Origin of the sequence: Granulicella sp. L60 (assembly GCF_009765825.1) — a bacterium.
GTDB lineage: Bacteria > Acidobacteriota > Terriglobia > Terriglobales > Acidobacteriaceae > Edaphobacter.
This window is the reverse complement of record NZ_LMUR01000018.1, coordinates 1,441,896-1,463,351: the sequence shown is the minus strand read 5'-3', so window position 1 is coordinate 1,463,351 and position 21,456 is coordinate 1,441,896. Positions and strand designations below refer to the sequence as shown.

Annotated in this window: 9 protein-coding genes and 1 pseudogene; 2 read left to right on the top strand and 8 right to left on the bottom strand. The window is 56.0% G+C overall.

From position 1 onward, the window contains the following. Window positions 1-51 precede the first annotated feature (51 nt). The 4 genes from GSQ82_RS16385 to GSQ82_RS16370 form a co-directional block, all read right to left on the bottom strand. Window positions 52-2,553, bottom strand: coding sequence for a TIM-barrel domain-containing protein (locus GSQ82_RS16385; protein ID WP_158793262.1), 2,502 nt, complete (start codon window positions 2,551-2,553; stop codon window positions 52-54). A 68-nt stretch (window positions 2,554-2,621) separates the two neighbouring features. Then, a complete protein-coding gene (locus tag GSQ82_RS16380; protein WP_158793261.1) occupies window positions 2,622-4,850 on the bottom strand; it encodes a right-handed parallel beta-helix repeat-containing protein in 2,229 nt (742 codons plus the stop codon). A 158-nt stretch (window positions 4,851-5,008) separates the two neighbouring features. Next, window positions 5,009-6,472: an alpha-amylase family glycosyl hydrolase gene (locus GSQ82_RS16375; protein ID WP_158793260.1), complete on the bottom strand. Its 1,464-nt coding sequence runs from the start codon at window positions 6,470-6,472 to the stop codon at window positions 5,009-5,011. Window positions 6,473-6,719: 247 nt separating this feature from the next. After that, window positions 6,720-10,166: a TonB-dependent receptor gene (locus GSQ82_RS16370; RefSeq protein ID WP_158793259.1), complete on the bottom strand. Its 3,447-nt coding sequence runs from the start codon at window positions 10,164-10,166 to the stop codon at window positions 6,720-6,722. 265 nt (window positions 10,167-10,431) lie between these two features. On the opposite strand from GSQ82_RS16370, the gene GSQ82_RS16365 reads away from it, so the two are divergent. After that, the gene (locus GSQ82_RS16365) at window positions 10,432-12,675 is read left to right on the top strand and encodes a winged helix-turn-helix domain-containing protein (RefSeq protein ID WP_254061687.1); all 2,244 of its coding nucleotides are present in this window, start codon (window positions 10,432-10,434) and stop codon (window positions 12,673-12,675) included. 97 nt (window positions 12,676-12,772) lie between these two features. Here GSQ82_RS16365 and GSQ82_RS25780 read toward each other — a convergent pair whose 3' ends face one another. The 4 genes and pseudogenes from GSQ82_RS25780 to GSQ82_RS16350 all read right to left on the bottom strand — a co-directional run bounded on the left by GSQ82_RS25780 (window position 12,773) and on the right by GSQ82_RS16350 (window position 20,626). Beyond that, window positions 12,773-13,054, bottom strand: a complete 282-nt coding sequence (locus tag GSQ82_RS25780) for an HD-GYP domain-containing protein (RefSeq protein ID WP_371417219.1) — start codon at window positions 13,052-13,054, stop codon at window positions 12,773-12,775. A gap of 68 nt (window positions 13,055-13,122) precedes the next feature. Further along, window positions 13,123-13,380: pseudogene (locus GSQ82_RS25775) on the bottom strand (HD-GYP domain-containing protein); the annotation flags it as partial. 925 nt (window positions 13,381-14,305) lie between these two features. After that, window positions 14,306-15,616, bottom strand: coding sequence for an OmpA family protein (locus GSQ82_RS16355; RefSeq protein WP_158793257.1), 1,311 nt, complete (start codon window positions 15,614-15,616; stop codon window positions 14,306-14,308). A 48-nt stretch (window positions 15,617-15,664) separates the two neighbouring features. After that, window positions 15,665-20,626 (bottom strand): putative Ig domain-containing protein, encoded by a 4,962-nt coding sequence (locus GSQ82_RS16350; protein WP_158793256.1) that lies wholly within the window; start codon window positions 20,624-20,626, stop codon window positions 15,665-15,667. Between the two features lie 591 nt (window positions 20,627-21,217). Between GSQ82_RS16350 and GSQ82_RS25770 the strand changes: the two genes are divergently transcribed. Next, window positions 21,218-21,451, top strand: coding sequence for a toxin-antitoxin system HicB family antitoxin (locus GSQ82_RS25770; protein ID WP_158793255.1), 234 nt, complete (start codon window positions 21,218-21,220; stop codon window positions 21,449-21,451). Window positions 21,452-21,456: the final 5 nt, after the last annotated feature.

The window sequence follows — 21,456 nt, the reverse complement described above, 5'->3', positions numbered from 1 at the left end:
GCCCAGATGATGCTGGGCTTTTTCTTTTTTTGTTTTATAGTGCTGCTGTGATCAGCGCAGATCGATCTTGGCTCCGTCCGGCTTTGCGGCGATCGTGATGCCCCAGTTGCCGCCCTCGCGAGTGAGTGCGCTTTTATTTCCGTCGATCGACCCCTTCCCTTCCTTAGGCGTCCAGCCGACCACTTCCACACGGTATTGTGTCCACCAGGGCTTCCAAGTGCCTTCCTGCTTACCGATGGCCAAGCTCATGCTGCCGTCGGCTGCCATGGAGCAGGTGAAGTGAATCCTGGCGAAGGCACCGTTGCGGAAGTCGAAGGTGTGGCCGTCGTCGGTGTATACCTCTCCCGCGCACGTCTCACCGGGAGTGTTCAGGCCAGGAGCCAAGGGGTAGACGCGAAGGGTGAGTGGCCCGACTGGAACCTCGGAGGTGCTTTGGGTCAGTGGAGCGACGGGAAGGATGCTGCCTCCACGGACATAGACAGGCAGCCGCTCCAGTGTGGGGGTGACGGTCAGGGTCTTTTGAGCGAGAACGAGGTCGCGCTGCTCGAGATCAAGCGGGCCACCTGATTTTGCGGCGCGGGTGTAGCGTTCGCCGGTCCAGTAGTCGTACCAGGTACCAGGCGGAAGATGAATGGTGTAAGGTGCGACCTCTTCCGGGCTTGGATTGGGCGCGACGAGGATGTGGTTGCCGAACAGAAACTCACTGCCTCCAGTGGTGGCGTCGAACGGCGTGCCGTTTTCGATAGCGTGGGGGAACTCGAGGAAAAGCGGACGGTCGATTGGCACGCCGTCGCGCGAGGTCTCTTCGGCGAGCGTGTAGAGGTAAGGCATGAGCCGATAACGCTCTTCGATGTAGCGACGGCGGATGGACTCCTGCTCCGGACCGTCGGTCCAGACCTCGTGCGGACGCGTGCCTTTGGCGGAGTGGTCGCGGTCGATGGGCTGAAAGGCCGAGAGCTCGATCCACTTGGTGAGCAGATCGGGCGGAGGCGATCCTGCAAATCCGCCCACATCCCCACCGGCGAGTGAGAAGCCGCTGAGGCCGAGATTGACGAGCTGAGGGACGCTCGCGCGCATGTGATCCCAGGTGGAGCTGTTGTCGCCTGTCCACGTTGTGCTGTAGCGCTGGCCGCCTGCGTAGCTTGCACGCGTCATCACGAAGGGACGCTCGTTGGGCCTTAGCGCGAGCTCTCCGTCGTAGGTGGCACGAGAGTTCTCCATGCCATAGACGTTATGGATCTCAAGATGGGTGGTGGTGCGTTTGCGAAAGCCGGGCTCGTCGATTCGATGCTGCACGTCGTCCGGCATGGTCTTCGTCGAACCGTCAAAGACAGACGGCTCATTCATGTCGTTCCAGAATCCGGCCACTCCGTCTGCAACGAAGGTTTTGTAGAGCGTTCCCCACCACTGTCTGGTCTGCGCACGCGTGAAGTCCGGGAAGACCGAGGGGCCAGGCCAAACCTTTCCAACATAGATTGAGCCGTTCGGGTTCTTTACAAAGTGATCGCCTGCGAGGCCGGAGTCGTATGGAGCGTAGCCGATCCTGGGCTGACTGGCGATGTGAAGATCCGTGATGACGACAAGCTTGAAGTGTTCGTGCCCGAGGTCCTGCACCATGCCGCTGAAGTTTGGGTACGCCTGCTCGTTGACGGTGAACGGCCAGTTGTTGTGCTGGAAGTCGATGTCCAGCCAAAGGACGTCGCTTGGGATCTTGTCTTTACGGAGTCGCTCAGCGACCTCGCGCAGTTGGGATGCAGGAAAGTACGTGAACCGGGACTGCTGGAAGCCGAGGGACCAGAGAGGAGGCAGCGGCGTGGGGCCGGTTAACCAGGCCCAATCGGTGACTACCTGCTTGGGCTCCGGGCCATAGATGAGGTAGTAGTCCAAGGGTCCATCTAGTGCGCCGAAGTTGTATTCGGCAGGATTGGCGCGCCCGAAGTCGAAGTTGGTGCGCCAGGTGTTATCGAGGAAGAGACCGAGGGCGCGGCCGTGATTGATCTCCATGAAGAACGGAATGCTCTTGTAGATGGGATCGGTGTAACTCTGCCAGCCGAAGGAGTCGGTGTTCCACATGGTAAAGGCTTCGCCGGAGCGGTCGAGTGGGCCGGGCTTGTCGCCAAGGCCGTAGAAGTGATCCGTCGCCGTGCGGGTCTTGCTGACGGTGAACTGGCTTCCCTTCCACTGCACAGGTGCAGCATCTTCCTGCAGGACGTTGCCAGCAAGATCACTCACCTTGAGGCGAAGCTGGTCGTCGAGGGTGACGCGCAGTTGCGTGGTTGCGAAACCGTTCGGCTCCGGCACGGTCCGCACAGAGCTGGTTCGGGCTGAAGTAAGAACGGCCCAGGAGGCATCTTCGGGCACAGCATCACCCCTCCATACACGGACGCGAAGGATGTCGTTACGAAGCGCAGTCACCTGTATGGTCGTGCCTGCGCTGACGGCTGTTATGCCGTTAGGCATTGGGATCAACTGCTGAGCGTTAATCCTTGCGGCTGGCAGACTAAGAAGAAACAGAATTGCAGCCGAGATCCGATTGGATGCAATGGATGACATGGTCCTCCCGGGGACGCAATGCGTTGAGAGATGTTTTTGTTTTTGCAGAGCGATTCTTCCTGCCATCATCATTGAGCGCTTACCGCGAACTCCGTGAAGCGGTTGCTGCTGCGGAAGGCGAACATGCCGACATCCAGAGCTCCGGTTGCGTCGGGCACATCACATTGACCAACCTGGGTCCAGTGCACATTGTCTGTGCTGGAGGACGCGATAAACCTGGTGCCTTGTCTGTGCAGCTTGAGCCAGTGCGGCCAGATGGTGAATCCTTCTGCCTCAGCATGCTGATTGAGCACGCCGCTATCGTGTCCCGCCCATTCGAGGTAGGTGCCTGCGGCGGGCGAAGATCCCAGAATCACGTAGGCGCCGGGCCTGCCGGGTTGGTCGATCTTGTCTCTCACGATAATTCCGGAGAGGCCTGGCCAGTTGCTGCGCAGATCAGGGTTGTCTACCTTGACGACGACCGTGCTGTTGGGCGGCAGGGCTTGGTTGAGATAGATGGAGCCGTACTGATCGCCGTAGTGCATGACGGTAGAGTCGCCCTCTGCTCGGATGTAGAAGCTGTTGTTGGATTGGTCGAATGCGAAGGTGACGTTGTGGAATGTCTTGAAAGGCGCGCTAACTGGCTGTGCGGGATTCTTCTGAGCGACAGGAAGAACTTTGCTAAGTTGTCCAGCGTGCAGCGGGGCTTCGCCGGCCTCGGCGTATTGCAGATTGGTAAAGGTTACGTCTGTCTTCTCACCGGAATCGAGCCACACGCTCCGAGGCACGGTCTGCGTTCCGATCTGCAGGGGAATCTCCGCGAGACCTTCTGCGCCCAGGTTTTGAATGGTCTCGGTAATCGCGAATGGATCTCCTGCTGTTACGGGAGCCTGCGGCATTTTAAGAGCGCTTACGCTGACCTTCGCAACGGCTGCTTGCTTTCCGTCGATGACAAGCCGGCCAATGCCTGCGGCTTCAATCGATGGAGAACCTCCTGGGACGCGTTCAGCGTGGAAGCGATCGAGTTCAAGGAGGCCGACGTTTTCTCCGAAGAACGCGGGCCTGAAATCCGCCACAGTCGAGCCAACACGAACGTCATGAAGTTCGACGCTCTCTACATTGCGAACAAAGACACCGTAGGAGTTGAGAACGGAGTACGGACTGAAGCCCTGGCCTTCCGACTGCGCCGGGGTTTCGCCTCCTGCAAAAGTGATGCGGACGTTTGTCAGGATGATCGATTTGGCGGGATTGTCCTTCGGAGCAGAGATGTAGATCGGCGTTCTACCAGCCTGCAACGCTGTGAGATTGTTGACGATGATGCGGCCCACTCCAAGGTTTCGTGCGCTGTATGGAGCATCCGCGCTATAAGCCACGTAGATGGGCGTGCCTGTGTTGATCATGGTGATGTTGGAGAGAACCATGTTATCGACAGGACTGGGTGCTGCATATTTGTTGCCGTTACCTGACCCGTTGGGAAGAATCTGGAAGCCTGCTTCGGTAACGTTTCGTAGAGATGTGCCGCTCGCCGTCTTGGCCGGTCCGTAGATGATGGTGTCGGAGATCAGAACGTTACGCCCGCCGACACGAATGCCGTTTGCCGCAGCGTTAAGGATGCAGTTGCTGACGGTGACGTTCTCCCAATAGGCGCCTGCGAGGCTGTCGTCTCCGGTGGAGAGGCGGCAGTTTGAGATAGTCGCATTCTTGACGTCGTGCATGTTGATGCCATCCCATCCACCGAGGGTCTTCAGGCCATCGATGGTCACTCCTTCGGCATGGCGCAGGATGAGGGAGTAGTTTCCAGCGTTTCTGATCGTGACGTCGCGGACGGTCACGTTTTCGGTATTGAAAAAGAGGAGCGCGTGCGGACCTCGTATGTGCTCCTCACCGTTTGGATTGGAGACGTGGTTTCCATCGATGATGCCTGGGCCAACGACGGCCACGTCATGCACATCTTTGGCGACGATGAGGGCGTCATACCAATCCCGCCCGGATCCTCCTGGCGCAACAGACTGATACGCGGTTATATCTTTGGTTCCGAGCAAAGTCGCACCGGATGAAAGCCACAAAGTGACGTTGCTCTTCAGGTGGATCGTGCCGGTGACATAGGTGCCTGCGGGAACGTAGACCGTTCCTCCTCCGGCGCTGGCGCTGGCCTCAATTGCTGCCGTGATGCCCTTGGTGGCGGACGTGACGCCGTCTCCGGTCGCGCCATACTGGGTCACATCGAAGGACTTGGGCGTTTGAGCACTTGCCAATTGCGCCGCTGGCAGTAACAACATTAGTCCCGACAGAAAGATGCCAATCTTCACTCTGTTCATTTGCAATCTCCTTTGAGTACCCATTACGCACGGCCTGCGCGGATCAGACTTCGCCAATGTCTGTGTACCGCCGTTCCACACCGCGAACGTGTGGCCGCAGAAAAATCGACGTGTCAAAAATGCCCAGGACGACGGCGGAGAGTAAGCCTTGCCAAACACTAGTTAGCCGAGGTTCGGTTGGCCGAAGGGTTTCGGTTCCGATGAAAGATGCGGAATTCAAATGCGCCCAAGGACAAAGCGGGAAGCGCGCTCTGACGGACATCAACGTTCTTCTCGTCCGACGCACCCGTGTTGTGACGTCTCTGAGCGACTGGCACCTTGACCTCTTCCCATGCGTCTGAGACTTCCACCGTCCCGCGGAATGGAACGTTGGAGAGGTTGATCGTAATCAGAAACTCTTCGTCCGCGGTGCGCCGCAAAAAGCTGACGATGTGCGCTTCATCCGAGTTGTGCAGCCACACTGTGTCTCCGTGGATCAGGGTAGGCTGGCGCTCACGAAAATGAATCATGAAGTCGTAGAACCTGGAGAACTCCGGGCGCATCTCGCCTGCCTGCCACCAGATCTTCAGCGGCTCAAATAGGGCGGGTGCGCCGGACTCTGTCGGATCGCTTACCTCCATGCCGTTGTAGATCATCGGGACGCCATCAGAGGTGAAGATGAGCGCCGCAGCGGCGAGCGAACCGCCAACTCCATAGCGTGCGAGGGCGCGCTGCTCATCGTGGTCGTCGAACATGCGCATGTGCACCGAGTGCTTCGGAAAGAGCCTCTGCTCTTGCTCGAAGGTCGCTTCCACGGAACTCGCCGGCGCTCCGTGTTCGATGACATTGTTCAGCGCTCCCATCAAGGGCCAGGAGTAGTCGATGTCGAAAGCGCTGCGAAGCAACTCCGGCTTTGAAGCTTCGGCCAACATGATGAGACCGGGATGGACGCGATCCAGCTCCTTACGTGCGTTCTCCCAGAAGTCGGTCGGTATCTCGCCAGCGGCATCGCAACGAAATCCATCCAGGTTGAAATCCTTGATCCAGTAGAGGAGCATGTCCGTCATGTAACGGCGCAGTTCGGGATTCGTATAATCGAGCGCTGCTACATCGGTCCAGTCGTAAGGCGAGAGTACTTTTCCCTGCGCGTCGTGCTTATAGAAGTTGTGGTGCGACATCATCACGCTGTCAAAGGACGTATGATTTGCAACGATGTCGATGATGACCTTCATATTTCGCTTGTGCGCTTCATCGACGAGGCGATGCAGATCGTCTTTCGTGCCGTAGCTTGGGTTGATGGCGTAGTAATCGCGCACTGCGTAGGGGCTGCCTTCTGTCCCCTTTTTTTGAATCTGCCCAACGGGGTGCAGCGGCATAAGCCAAAGTACGTTGACACCCAGATGTTGCAGATCATCGAGCTTTTTCGTAACGCCATTGAGGTTTCCTTCAGGCGAGAACGAACGCGGAAAGATCTCATAGATCACACTCGCGTCGAGGCCCGGAGGCAGCGTCCGCGCTTCGGTGGAACCAAGTGCTTTGGTGGTGGGGCTCAGTGGTACATCAGGCATCTGCGCCGAAGCGCCGAGAGCGAAGACAAGCAGGGCGTTCGCAAGAAGTATTTTTGAATGTATGGAAGTCTTCATGATCTCTGGGTTCCGTTGGCAGAATTTGAAAAGACGTTGCAACAAATCAGCTTGAAGATGCAGTAGGAACTCAACCTTCGCCGACCCTGGCCTCTGCCCACAGACAGATCGTTCTGTCGCAGACTTGATGGTTTTGCAGGAGCATTCCGCGTCTTCTCCTGCTGCTTTCATCTGAGCAAGACGTGAAGATGTAAGAACTACGACCGGGCAGCGCGAAATATCTCCGCGCTGCCCGCTGTAGTTTCCCTTAGAAGACCAGGCGGGCTGCCAGTTGGATCTGACGAGCTTGCCCAAAGAGGCTGGTGATCTTGCCAAAGGTAGTTGGGTCTCCCTGGGCGTTCCCTGGGTTGCCAAAGTTTGCAGTGTTGAAGACGTTGAAAGCATCGCCGTGGAGTTCCAGATACTTGCTCTCCGTTAGATGGAGATTTTTTTGCAACCCCAGATTCATGGTTCGGCTGCCCGGACCATAGACCTGGTTGCGTCCAAGCGTGCCTACTCTCGTATAGATGCTTTGGTTGGTTCCATCTGTCGACAGAACCGTAGGAATGGAGCTGGAGAAGGAGGTGGGATCGAACCAATAGCCATCGTTGATCTGCTTCGGATATTTGATCGGCCCGACCAAGTCTGGCCGGTTGCCCGGTGCGGCGCTTCCCTGTGCAGAGAGGTCGACCGGTTGCCCGGTGGCGAGCAGTACGATGTCGTTGATCTGCCACCCGCCGACCGCAAGGTCCAGTAGACGGTTTGCGCCTCCCATGAACTGCTTACCATGCCCGAAGGGCAGGTTGTAGACGAAGGAAGAGCTGAAGAAGTGCCTCTGGTCCTGTGTTGCATTGCCGTAGTTCGCTTTCTGATCGTAGTAGAGCAGGATGGTTGCCGGCGTACCACCAAAGGCGCTCACAGAGTTGTCGAGTGCATGGGACCAGGTATAGGCTCCCGTTGCGGTGAAGTTTGTGCCTCGGTGTTCAAAGTGCAGCTGCAGGCCGTTGTAGTTTCCAGACCCGTTGTAGTTGTTATAGGTAATGCCGCCAAGATTCGGGAACGGCTTGGTGGTTGCACCGATGGTGTAGGTGTTGTAGGTGTAGTACGTTGAAAGGCGATCGCTGAACGTGCCGACGTAGGCTACGGAGAACACATCCCTTGCGCTCAATTGCTGTTGAAGCTGGAGGTTGTACTCCTGGATGCGGCTGTGCTGGTTGTTCTGATTAACCGCGAGTCCGCCAAGTCCCTGCGGAGGATTGTTGGGATCGAAGTTGGGGAATCCGGGCTTGGGCAAAGCCGCAGTCGCGGATGTGCCGGTTGTGTAACCGGGGCAGCTATAGGGAGTCCCTGTTGCGGTTTGACCGGTGAAGGTTCCGCAGAAGCCGTTGAAGGCGTAGTACGTAACGGATCCGCCGAACGGTGGCTGTTGTCCTAATTGGTTGCTGATTCCGCCGTAGTCGGGGAAGTAAAAGATGCCGTAACCACCGTGGAGCGCGCTCTTACCATCTCCGCTTAGATCGTAGGCAAAGCCGACACGCGGTGCGAAGTTCAGATAGTCCTGGTTGATGATGCTTCTTGAAACACCATTCACTCCGGCTTCAAGGATGTGGCCGGTTGCGATATCAAAAGAAGCCTGCTGGTTGTGCTCTTCGTAAGGCCAGGTCAGCAGGTCCCACCGGATTCCAAGGTTAAGTGTGAGCCTCTTCGTGATGCGCCAGTCGTCTTGGGCGAAGACGGCATCTTCCTGGCTCACATTACCGAAGTAGCCGGTCTGAGCGCCAATGGAGTAGTTGTCTACAGGCGCAGCCAACATCTCGCTGGTCTCGTATCCCGTGAAGTCGGACCCGTTGTTCGCAAAGGCGAAGAAGCCTTTACCGGAGATTGGACGAAAGAAGTTAACCTGACGCCGGAGAAACGTTCCACCGACGTTCAGCGAGTGGCTGCCGAGATTCAGGTTCAGGGTGTCCGTTACCTCAATCACATTCTGAGGTACGGCGAACAGGCCGTAGTCACCGGTGTACTCAATCTCGTTTCCGCTAGCGCCAATCAGCGGACCTCCTGCTGTGGATGAGGGACCACTCGGGCCCATCATGCCAAGTTCTTGAGTAACATTGATTCCGTTATTGGATGGCGCAAAGCCATAGTTGTCGCGGTTGTAAGCGATACGTGCATCGTTAACAATGCGAGCGGAAAAGATATGAGTGTAGCCAAGGTCATATCCTCGGCCACGACCGAAGTTCTCGGAACCGTTCGCAGAGAGCGGCGGTTGGCCGGGCTGCTGCGGAAGTTCGGACTGGTTGTCTGATGTGGAGTTGTCGTAGGAGAAGCGGAAGAAGAACAGATCACTCGGCGATGCGTTCCAGTCCAGACGTACATCAAAGGTGTTGTACTTCGAAGCCGAGCTGTTCTGCACCAGGTAGTTCTGCAGCACGCGGTCTGTACGTGACGGCATCGGGAAGGCATTGAAGTAGTTCAACGCAGCAGGGTTAAGACGAGCTGTTGGGATGATGTTTCCGACGAACGGTGTGCAGGTCAGCGGATCGTAGATCTGGCCCTTGCTGTTTGCGGCGAGGTTGCCGTTGAGATTTCCAGAGTTCGGAACGCAGATCGGGAAGGTGGTATCGAAGTTCCCGCCATTCAGCGCTGGATTCAGCAACTCCTGGAATTTTCCCTGGCGCATCAGCGCGGTTGGTACCGTATCGTAGTGAGTGCCATCGGGCGAACCGATGCGGGTGCCCTGATAGTCGCCAAAGATAAAGACTTTGTCCTTGATGATTGGAGCACCGAGGGAGCCACCAAACTGGGAGCGCCGGTACGGCGGATTCGGCGTGGCAGGCGCATCCAGAAACTGGTAGTTCGGATTAGCCGCCCACTTGTTGCTTCGGTAAAATTCGAACGCCGAACCGTGGATCGAGTTGGTACCGGAACGGATAGAGCTTACGACCAGGGCGCCGCCAGCGCGGCCATACTGTGCGGGAGCTACGTTCGTTGCCACCTTGAACTCACGCGTCGCGTCGACTGGAGGGAAGAACAGAATGACGTTCTGCAGTCCGTCATTGTTGTCCACGCCGTCCAGGATGAAGTTGTTCGCCTGAGAACGCAGGCCGTTGACGGAGATCGCGCCTCCACCTGAGTCGCTGAAGCGGTTGACCGTGTCCTGGCCGTACTCTACCTTCGTTCCCTGGGTGACGCCGGGCGTCAGCAATGCCAGGTTGAGGGCGTTTCGTCCGTTCAGAGGCAGCTCGGTGATCTGTTTTTCGCTGACCGTCTCTCCCAGGGTGGCATCGGTCGTATTGACCAAAGACGCAGCGGAGGTCACTTCTACGGTCGTCGAGGCTTCGCCGGGACTAAGCTTGAAGGTGAGCGTCTGAACCTGGGTCACGATGACCGAGAAGTTGAGCGTCTGCGATTGAAATCCGGCAGCTTCGATCTTGGCGGAGTAGTTGCCCGGTGCGAGGGCCGGGATATTGAACTCTCCGATGGGGCTTCCTTTGTCGACGCGAATGGCGCTTGTCGCAAGATTCGTAATGGTCAGGGTCGCGCCTGGGATGATCGCCCCCGTGCTATCGGTTACGGTTCCGACAACGCGCCCGGAGTCGGCCTGGGCAAATGCCCGAACGTGTACGGCTAAGCAGAGTGAACTCAGCAGGAGTGCGCCGCGTACAAAAACGAGGAGCGACCGTTGGATCGAGGTTCTTTTTCGGGTGATTGTCATAACTGACTCTCCATAGGATTTTCGGTTCGGACAGACAGTCTTGTTCTGTTCAGGCTGCTGGCGTCCGGCATTTCTAATTCGAACGCAACACTCTTCCAGAACGACGGATTTGCGCAATACTCTGCGAGTTGATTATTCGTGGAATGTGTCTTTCCAGATAAGCCTTTATTTTTGTTATTCTTATAGAAATATATTGTTTGTAACTCTCAGTTCATGCCGACAATAATTTAGTATTCGGTTCGGGGAGAAAGGACGGCAATCGTCGGTGGCAATCCTTAAAACAGCGAACAGGATGTCGTTTGGCCTGTTTGAAGTTGATCTCCAAGCCGGCGAACTTTGGAAGGCTGGCTTCAAAGTCCGGCTTCAAGGGCAGCCGTTCCGGGTACTCACAATGCTTCTCTCCGTCCCCGGAGAGGTGGTCACGCGTGAAGAGTTGCAGCTAAAAATTTGGGGCTCTGACACCAATATTGACTTTGAGCGTGCGCTGGCTGGAGCCATCAACAAAATTCGCGAAGCGCTGAACGATTCGGCGGACAATCCCCGGTTCGTTGAGACACTACCCAAACGAGGGTATCGCTTTATCGCCCCGGTCAGCTTCGTAGAACCAGCCTCTCCGAAACCGGAGCATGCGCAAGCCTCCTTGGGATCGAGCGTTAGCGACTCACCAGAGCAAGTGCTTGTACTACCGGGCGGTCCTCAGCCAACGACCTCGCTTGTAGGAAGCCCCTCTTATGAGAGTTCGCTGATTGTTCACAAGGAACTCCCCGACCCGATTCGCCCCGGCCGGAGCATCCTGGAAAAAGCACTATCAGGCTTGGTGGTCGCGCTCCTGGTTGCCATGTTGACGATACTTTGGCTCTGGCAGCGGCAGACGGACGCCCCTCCGCTGAAAGTCGAACAGATCACACGCGACGGCTCCATCTCGACAGGGCCGCCGAACATGGAAAACCTGCTTACGTTAGCCACCGACGGAGATCGCATCATCACCTCTGTGATGAACGATGGACAGCCGGAGCTAGCGGCTATCTATATAAGTACGGGTGAAGTTCAGAGACTGGCGTTGCCTCGCGATCTGGCCTCAAGCTCGTTGGCGGACATCTCTAAAGATGGTACGAAACTCCTGCTAAAGAGCCACCTCTCCTCCGCTTCGGAGCAGCCCTTATGGGTTGTGCCTTCTTCCGGCAGCAGCGCGTTAAGGGTCGGTGGCGTTCTCGCTCATGACGCATCCTGGATGCCCGATGGAGCGAGCATTCTGTATGCCAACGGGAACGATCTGGCTGTGGTCAAACTGGACGACGGCGTATCGACTCCATTTGCCAGACTCAAAGGGCGAGCCTTCTGGATGCGCTGGTCTCCGGATGGCAAGCTGCTCCGCTTTACCTTAATGGATCCTGTGACACATACCTCTGGCGTGTGGGAGGTGGGCAGCGGAGGCGGTGAGCCGAGACAGGTCTCCACTCCGGATCCGAATCATCTTTCGGCATGTTGCGGAACATGGACGGCGGACGGCGGAGCATACATCCTGCAGGCGGGCGACAACCTCTGGGAGCTGAAGGGAAACGGTCGAAAGGCAACCTTAATCCAACTGACGAACGGACCATTGCGTTTCTTATCCCCCGTAGCTGCTCGGTCCGGCTCTCGTATCTTCTTTATGGGTCTGGCACAACCGTTTGGACTGCAGAAGCTGGACGGAGCAAACGGATTCCGCGCAGCACCTTCCTTTATTGCAGATGCCACACGTGTAGATTACTCACGAGACGGAGCGTGGGTTGCGTGGACGGATAGCAACAAGCGTCTGTGGCGCGCAAGGGCCGCCGACGGCTCCGATAAGCTCCAGCTGACGCCAGAATATCTTGAGGCATTTATGTCGCACTGGTCTCCAGACGGCAAGCAGCTCGCGGTGATGGCTCGCACCCCGGGCAAAGTCTGGCGAACCTACCTGATCGATGCGGCGGGCGGAGCACCGCAGCCCTTACTAAATGAAGATCGCAATGCTGCAGATCCGGGATGGTCCGCAGATGGCAAGAGCATCGTGTTTGGCCGGGAGCCAGACTTGATGGGCAAAGAGAGTGGATCTCATTCGATTGAGATCGTGAATCTTGAAAGTAAGAGAACAGAAACGGTACCAGACTCCGAAGGACTCTTCAGCCCACGCTGGTCGCCGGATGGCCGTTGGATCGCCGCCCTCTCACTCAACCAGAAGAGCCTGATGCTCTACGATGTGGCACAGCGGCGCTGGAAGGAGCTTGCCTCGACCAGCGCTGCAGATCCAATTTGGAGCGGGGACAGCAGGTTTATCTACGTCCATGCCTTTCAAGCCAACAAGGAGCCGATCCTCAAAGTGAGTGTGCCGGATGGCGCAGTTCATGTAGTCGCTGATCTTGGCGACTTTCATAACCTGGAGACAGTGAACTACTTCTTCGGAGGACTGACGCCTGCAAATGAACCACTCGTCGAACCGCGGATCGGTGCGGGCAATTTGTATACCCTCGATCTCAAGCAGCGATAGCGATGGTCATGCGTTGGTGACAATGCGGGCTTCAACGCGACCCTTCGGATCAAGCTTTTGTACAGGCCGGGAAGGCCTCCGAGAGTTAGATCTCTATCTATTTAGTTCCAGCCGATTGAATCGCCACCGCTAACGCATCCATACACGATTGGTCGATCGCTTGTGGAGCATCATTTGTCATTATCTTGAACACTTCCTCACTTCCAAGCTTCTTTCGATAGGGACGCGAGCACGAAAGTGCATCGTACATGTCCGCGACTGTAAGTATCCGCGCAAGAAGCGGTAGCTCATGCGCGCGCAATCCTCGTGGATAACCTGACCCATCGAGTTTTTCATGATGTGCCGCTGCGACCTCAGCGATCTTTTCAAATCCTGGCATTTTATTGAGGATCTCTCTGGTGTACCGGGGATGTTGGTAGATGTAGTGCACTCCCAGGAGGTGAGTTTGCCGGCCTTCTCGAGTATGACGTTGGGCACTCCGAGCTTTCCAATGTCGTGGAGCAGTGCCGCCCGGTGCAGCAGCTTGATGTTGGACCGATCAACCCCCATCACCTCGGCGACGGAGATCGCTGTCCGGGCGACGCCCGTGGAGTGGCTGAACGTAAAAGGAGATTTGGCATCAACGATCTCTGCGAATGCGAGGCAGATGTTATCTACTAAGAAGATATTCGGAGACTGTCTATATCCTTCCGGGGCAAGTTCCATCACGTAGGACAAGATCTCTGGCGATTGCAGCCCATTCCATAACTCGAGCTGTTCGTGCAGGCGGTTAGCGTCCGCACTGACCTCTGGATCGAACCATCTGCTGCAACGTCTCGATACGAGATTGATGGCAACCGCGGGGCCATATCGCTCGGCAGCAATGTCCAGGGCTTGAGCAAATTTAATGATGCGAGCGAGCAAAGAAATCTCTTCGCTCTGTATGCCAAGGGACGATTCAAATCTATCCCACGGCTCATCAGACTGATAGATCGCTTCGCTCACCTCGAAGGGTAGGCCGAGATCCCTTGCGATGCGTGCGGCACGTTCACATGGAAGATGAATGGTGGTGTCGAACGAATCGGCGTCGAACGAGTTGGTGTCACAGGCATCGGAGAGATGATTCGAGCCTCCCTGCAACGGTTGCGCCCACCCCCATGACGGACGGTGGTCTGCAGGTTGCGAAGCGCTTCTATCGTCTGCATTCGGGCCAGTGTTCCCAGGAGATGTCTCCGTTGGCGAGGCTATATATTGATTCGAGGCCGTCGAGTCCAGCATCCATGACGAATCACCCCTGCAGCCGACATCTTTGAGCAGAAGAGCGCAGTAGAGATGAGCAAGCATCTCATGAGACAGATGAACTCGTTCTCCAATGCGCATGCCGATGACGCATGAACGAAGGACATGTCCCATCGGACGTCCTTCTGTCAGGTCGAGTGCGAAGGCAAGCGCAGGAATCAACGCCGAAAAGGATAAGGAGTCCGGATTGTGCGATGCGTACTTGGAAGAAACAACTTCAATATCAGAGGATGAACTGTTCATGAGGTCTCCATTGCGTCGAGCGGCGACAAGACGCTTGCGAAGAACGTGTACGAACGGAACCCCTCTCATCCAGTTCCCCGCCGACTATCTCCAACAGCCGTACTCCCGGTTAGGGATGCATTGAGAAAGCTGCGCGTCGATTTTGCTGCCAGCAACTCTCGTTTTGAGCTGTGCATACCTGGGCCTCCTTTCCGTAGCTGATGACCTGGACGCGATCTGCGTCAACGCCCGCTGCGATGAGCGCGTTGCGTGCATTGTTTGCGCGCTCTTGCCCAAGGCCAAGGTTGTATTCGGCGGAGCCGCGCTCATCCGCGTAACCGCCTACGAGAACACGAATCGATGGGTTCTCTTTCAGATAATGAGCAGCATGTTCGATAGCAGTCTGCGCATCAGCCCTGATCACAGCACTGTCATAGTCGAAGAGAGCATCCTGGACATTTTCGTGGAAGATCGCGTCTTTTTTCGCCTGCAGCGCGGATTGGTCCGGAACAGCGCTAGGAGGAGTTGGAACGCTGCGCGCGGTGACACGGAATGCGGCATCGCAGTCAGCTGTAGTCAATGGACTTATGACCAACGCGACATGCCCGGTGACGTGATAGTCGCCGCTGGCCAGACCTGCCGTGTTGAGGGTGACGCTTCGGCCAGAACCTTCTATCTTGCCTCCGCTCGACGCCCATGTGTAGTTGACATCGAGGCGATCGGGTTCGGTGAGGGTATGGCCGATGATCTCCAACGGCTCTCCCGCGTTGACATTTGCAACGCTGGTGGCGCAGGTAAACAGAATCTCGCTCGGGCGCTGAACCGCCGTCCGAACAGGAGTGGAAGGAGAGTCGCGCTGGCCGAACTTGATGACGACGCCAGCACCGATCATGAGATGATTCTGTGAGTTATTGGTGCCGTTCGGCAGGGTTGTCCTCAAGTAGTCGGCATCCACAGCGCGAACAGCAAAGCGGCGCGTGAGGTTGATATCAACGCCGCCACCAGGAGAGAACGCAAAGCTCGATGCGCTGGAGGTGAAGGAGGTCGACGTCGGAAAATAAGAGTCGCTTCCATGAGCCCCGCCGAAGAGGATTTGGCCATAGGGCACAAAGCGATGTCCTGTCAGCGACACCTTTGGGCCAGCCTGGTAGGTGGTCAGGGTGAGATCCTGACCCAACATGCTGATGTCGTTTGCATGACCGCCGGTAAACTCAGCGGCGATACTGAACCAGTGAGTGAAGTAGAAATCTCCGGAGACGTATCCCCCGTTCAGGCCGAAGTAATCGGTCTGTCCCGGAGGTGCGTTTGCATTCATGTGGTTGTATCCCAGAGAGACAGAGAAGCGTGGGACGAGAAATGCCGGATTGTCGGGTCTCTGCTGCGCGATGGCAGAAGAGACTCCGAGGATTACAAGGACCAGAGCTAGAGTGATTCGACGCACAGTGTGATCTCCTTCCGGACTAGCGCCCGGTGTTAGCGAATCCGGTGCCTAGTACAGCAACGTGACGGTTGGCGAAGTCGTAATCAGGTTCGTATCCATCAGCACGAATCTGGTAGGCGAAATCTCGTAGATCACGTTTGTGCCATACACAAAGCGTCCGGCGTTTGCATCCGAGAAGGTTGAGAACAACGGTGGAGTTGAGTTGATTGTGTATGTGCCGGAAGAGGTTACGTCGAGGTCCAAAATATTAAGACTGCCGAGTCCTACATTCAGATCGGTCACACTGGTCGCATTCCCAGCTCCATCCGCATGGATCGAACCCGAGGTGTTGATCCCCGCGAGTGTAGCGGCTGGGAGGCTGCCATAGACGAAGGTTCCATCGAAGTCGGCGACGGTGAAGGTAGCCTGATTGATCTGCCCTTCGAAGTTACCGAGTCCTGCAAAACCCGATTCCAGGAAGAAGCCCTTATTGGGAGCGGTGAGATAGAAGGTGCGAGGTGCAGGAGGATTCGCACCCAGGCCGAGGAGATTTAAGAGGCCCGACAGCACGCTACTCGGTTGCGGGTAGTTGAGTTGACCACGACCATTGGCGCTTACCGAGCAACTGGCATTGCCGGTAGATTGATAGGTGCCAAGTAGATCCTGCAAGGCGTTGAGTGGTAGAAGCGATCCGACAAGGTTATTGATTGCGCTGGTCAATTGATTGATACCGGCAATATCAACGTTAGTGAAGTTGCATTGGCCGGACGCGGCAACCGTACGGAAGATAGTTGAAGTTGAGAGATTCAGTGTGTCCTGCAACGTAGTTTGTAGCAGACCAGGATTGGATTGCGAGTTTTCGTAGCCGATGATCGGACCATTCAATGACGTGGTATCGAAGTTGGCCTGCGTCTGCGACTGAGCGGTTCCAGCGAGCAGGACGAAGGATGCATGGCTGTCGTCGGACATGAGGAACACCTGATTCGCGTTGACCATATAGGCCACATAATTTGTTGGGTAAACGCTTGGTGTACCGGTCGTGGTGACCGACATGGTTAGGCGACCATTTGAATCGGCCGACTGATAAGTTCCTGTGAGAGATTCGCTAGGATAATTTGAAGCAGCGATATTGGCGTCGCTCATGCCTGAACTGAGAGCACCACCAGCGGCGGAGAACTGTCCTACTGCTGCTGCTGGGCCCGAAAGTCCAAGAGCGCACGAGACCAGGCAGGATGTATCACCCGAGACTCCGAAGGCGTAATTACCACTCAAGCCGGACGTGAACGCTGTCGATTGCTGAGCAAGTATCGAACCTGATCCTCGCGAGCCGATGACAAGATTATCGTCAAACTCAACCATCTGTGCCTGAGTTGAGACAGTAGCCGGCGAGACTGGAGCCTTGACCGAGATAGCGTAAATCTTGGTCCCAGCTGTAGTCCCATCGGGGTTAAGGGTTGTGAGCGCCATCATTCCCCGGTTATCGGAGCCTACCTCATAAGTTCCAAGGAACTGATTGCTCGCAGCTCCGGTGGTTTGGTGGTTTGAATCAAGTTCTCCGCTATTGATCCCTCCGATGCCATCAGCAGTGAAGCTTCCTACAGCTGCGGTTTGATAGGCGAGAATACCGACGAGTACATCGTCGTAACCTTGGAAGAGGAAGGCATAGGGACCAACCAACTCGCCGTTATTTACTCCTGACGGGTAAGAGACGAGGAGAACGTAATTGTTCGTCGTACTCTGCTCAGGAGTTTCATTGTCTGTCACTGTTACGGTGAAGCTGCTGGCTCCTGGCGCTGTTGGTATTCCATTAATGACGCCTGCAGTAGAGAGGGTGAGACCATTTGGCAGACTACCCGTAGAGATACTGTAGGAATAGGGCTGTACTCCACCAGTAGCTTGCAGAGTTTGGCTGTAGGCCTGATTCAGTATTGCGTTCGGCAGAGCACCAGTGAGGCTGAGAGCCGGCGCCGGCAAAACGGTCAATGGAACCGGTCCCGTCTTCGCCACAATCGGACTACTGGAATCAGTCGCGGTAACAATTAGCGTCGACGTTGCCGCAGTCGTCGGAGTGCCGCTGACCGTGCAGCCGGAAGCAACCAGCCCAGCAGGCAATCCGGTGATCGTGCAGCTATATGGGGCCGTTCCACCTGTTACACCAACCGTGCCGCTATAAACAGTTCCAACTGTCGCGTTCGCTAGTGTTCCAAGCGTTAGAGTGATCGAAGCCGGGACGATCGTCAGCGCAACCGGACCAGTCTTCGTCGCAACGGGACTGCTGGAATCAGTTGCAGTAACAGTGAGTGTAGATGTCGCGGCGGTTGTCGGAGTGCCGCTCACTGCGCAACCAGCAGCCGTCAATCCAGCAGGCAGTCCGGTGATCGAGCAAGAGTACGGTGCAGTTCCACCGGTCACACCAACCGTGTTGATGTACAGATTACCGACCGTCCCATTCGGAAGCGTGCCTAGCGTCAGATTGACAGCAGCCGGTGCGATTGTCAGAACTACCGGACCAGTCTTCGTCACAGCAGGGCTGTGAGAGTCCGTCGCTGTAACGGTTAGCGTCGACGTTCCCGCAACTGTGGGCGTGCCGCTGACTATGCAGCCTGAAGCTGTCAGCCCAGCAGGCGCTCCGGTGATTGTGCAGGTGTACGGTGCAGTGCCACCACTTACGCCGACCGTGCTGGTGTACAGCGTTCCAACAGTCGCATTAGGCAAAGTGCCAAGTGTCAAAACGACAGCAGCCGGTGCGATCGTCAGACTGACTGGTCCCGTCTTCGTTGCGGTAGGACTGCTGGAGTCAGTTGCGGTAACAGTGAGTGTGGATGTCCCCGCAGTAGTCGGAGTACCGCTGACCGTGCAGCCAGAAGCAGTCAACCCAGCAGGCAATCCGGTGATCGAGCAAGAGTACGGTGCAGTTCCACCGGTCACACCAATTGTGCTCGTGTATAGAGTTCCAACAGTTGCATCAGGCAGCGTGCCAAGCGTCAGAACGACAGCAGCCGGTGCGATCGTCAGACTAACCGGACCAGTCTTCGTCGCAGCAAGACTACTGGAGTCAGTCGCAGTAACGGTTAGCGTTGATGTCCCCGCAGTGGTCGGAGTGCCGCTGACCGTGCAGCCAGAGGCAGTCAACCCGGCAGGCAATCCGGTGATTGTGCAGGTGTACGGTGAAGTGCCACCACTTACACCAACTGTGGCCGTGTATAGAGTTCCAACAGTTGCATTAGGCAAAGTGCCAAGCGTTAGAACAACAGCGGCCGGTCCGATCGTTAGAGAAACCGGACCAGTCTTCGTCGCAGCGGGACTACTGGAGTCAGTTGCAGTAACAGTAATTGTGGATGTTCCCGCAGTGGGCGGAGTGCCGCTGACCGTGCAGCTAGAAGCAGTCAACCCAGCAGGCAGCCCGGTGATCATGCAGGTGTACGGTGCGGTTCCACCGGTCACACCAACCGTACCGGTGTACAACGTTCCAACAGTTGCATTAGGCAAAGTGCCAAGTGTCAGAACGACGGCAGCAGGTGCGATTGTTAGAGTAACCGGACCAGTCTTCGTCGCAGCGGGACTGCTGGAGTCAGTTGCAGTAACAGTAATTGTGGATGTTCCCGCAGTGGTTGGAGTGCCGCTGACCGTGCAGCCAGAGGCAGTCAGCCCAGCAGGCAATCCAGTGATTGTGCAGGTATAAGGTGCAGTTCCGCCCGTCACACCGACCGTGCCCGTGTAGAGAGTTCCAACCGTTGCATTGGGCAGTGTGCCAAGCGTTAGAACCACAGCGGCAGGTCCGACTGTCAGCGTAACTGAACCGGTCTTCGTTGTAGTTGGATTGCCAGAATCAGTTGCAGTTACGGTAAGCGTTGATGTTCCTGCAGTAGTCGGCGTGCCACTTATTGTGCAACCAGAGGATGTCAATCCAGCAGGCAGCCCAGTGATCGTGCAGATGTATGGTGCGGTTCCACCAGTTACGACAACCGTACCGGTATAAGGCGTCCCTGCCGTAGCGCCCGGAGGATTCCCAAGCGTCAACGTCACAGCACTCTTTGCAGCGTTGATCATAATGCTAAAGCCAGCACTCGCATGACTGCCTGACGCATCCTGCACCTGAGCCGTAAATCCATACGTGCCCTGCGCTGTTGGGACTCCCGAGATAACGCCCGTCGAAGCAGAGAGCGCGAGACCAGCGGGAAGACTCCCGGAGATAACGCTCCACGTGTAAGGCGCGGTTCCGCCCGAGGCTGCGAGAGAGGTCGAATAGGCTGCACCCACTATTCCAGCAGGAGGATTTCCTCCGATAACGGTCAGTGGCCCAGATGCGCCTACACCGGTAGAGATCACAATCGTCTCTTTTGCGGTCACGGAGTCAGGAATGTCGCTGGAGTCCGTAGTTTGAACAGTGAAGCTGGACGTGCCTGGAGCGGTGGGCGTGCCAGAGATAACACCCGTCGTCGTATTAAAGCTGAGACCCACTGGAAGAGATCCACTGGCTACGCTCCACTTCAAAGGAGCCGTGCCGCCGGTGGCGGTCAGCGTAGCGGAGTAAGCACTTCCTACGGTCCCACTCGAAGGAGTGCCGGAGATCGTCGGATCCGGGTTGACCGTGATGCTGACCGCGCTGGCGTCTTTTGTTCCTGTAACTCCCGCTGTCAATGTTAGTTGCAGCTGCGAGGTGATGCCAGCAGGGGCCGTATAAGTCACGGACGAACCAACTGCGCTCGAGAGCGTTCCGCAACCGCTGGAGTTACAGGCGTTGCTTGAAAGCGCCCAAGATACAGACGGCGCTCCAGAGAGCTTCGAATTGATCATGAAGGCCTGGCCGGCATCCAGCGTAACCGCAGAACTCGACAGGCTGACGACACCGCCACCGGCATATCCGCCAGATCCGCATCCTGTAAATGCTAGGCAAACTGTAAGAAGAAACATAAACATTGCAGTCGTATGAAGAATGATCAATACGGCGGAATTACCAGTCGCATTGTCGTTCAAGACAGTAGTGTTCAGGCGATCCGCATTCAGAAACGGCAGCAATTTACTCGACATGGAGAACTCCTTCTGATTTGGGCAGGGACGAAAGGAACTTGGGGAATCGTTCTGTTTCGGCGCCTGTTTATGTCTCTTGGCCGACAGAGTCAGCGGCCACCAGTCCGACCAAACTTCGGTGTCTACTAAGCTGGAAAAGAAATGAGGGAGGTATCGGGCAGTTATCGCATCGAGCTTGCCGGGCAGTTGAAACATGGGTTCCTCCAAGGCCAAATCAAACGCAAAGTGATTCCAAAAGTAACCGCAAATCTTTGCAGTAACCTATATAGCGCGTGACTTTGAGTTTGGATTTAGAGGGTAAGTAATAAAGCTACAGTTTGATATCAGTGGTGATATCACTACCGAATTTCTTTCGATATCTCGCAAAAATAGCGACTTATCGTGGTCGGTTTTTTTGAAACGGAAGCTCGTTCCTATAACTTAGGCAGATATAGGTTGGTCTTTTGCCGTCATGAAAAAAGTAGAAGAAGATAGTCATCCGCACAGAGGTAACCTATTTTTGTATTGCCATTCATGCGTTCTGGTATCAGAATCGCTTTAGGTAGCAAGTAGAAGGTTCCATCGTCCGTAGAGCAGCAAGACGGGAGCATAATGAGCCAAGAATATAAGCGGCACCAGAGCTTTCCACTCCGCCTATCTCCTTCCATTCGCCAACAGGCAAATGATCTCGCCCACGCCGAAGGCATATCGCTCAACCACTTCGTAAGCCTCGCAATCGCGGAAAAAATCAGCAGGATGGAGCAAACCACCCTGATAAAAGAACAGGCGACACTGAAGAAGGCTGCCCTTCCGCGTTCCGACTTACGATTTGAAAGGCCAGCTTAGTCATA

What these genes read in the sequence shown, in the direction of transcription:
- GSQ82_RS25780 (WP_371417219.1), bottom strand. Translation starts at nt 13,054, where the DNA reads ATGCCAGGATTTGAAAAGATCGCTGAGGTCGCAGCGGCACATCATGAA.
- GSQ82_RS16380 (WP_158793261.1), bottom strand. Translation starts at nt 4,850, where the DNA reads ATGAACAGAGTGAAGATTGGCATCTTTCTGTCGGGACTAATGTTGTTA.
- GSQ82_RS25770 (WP_158793255.1), top strand. Translation starts at nt 21,218, where the DNA reads ATGAGCCAAGAATATAAGCGGCACCAGAGCTTTCCACTCCGCCTATCT.
- GSQ82_RS16370 (WP_158793259.1), bottom strand. Translation starts at nt 10,166, where the DNA reads ATGACAATCACCCGAAAAAGAACCTCGATCCAACGGTCGCTCCTCGTT.
- GSQ82_RS16385 (WP_158793262.1), bottom strand. Translation starts at nt 2,553, where the DNA reads ATGTCATCCATTGCATCCAATCGGATCTCGGCTGCAATTCTGTTTCTT.
- GSQ82_RS16350 (WP_158793256.1), bottom strand. Translation starts at nt 20,626, where the DNA reads ATGTCGAGTAAATTGCTGCCGTTTCTGAATGCGGATCGCCTGAACACT.
- GSQ82_RS16375 (WP_158793260.1), bottom strand. Translation starts at nt 6,472, where the DNA reads ATGAAGACTTCCATACATTCAAAAATACTTCTTGCGAACGCCCTGCTT.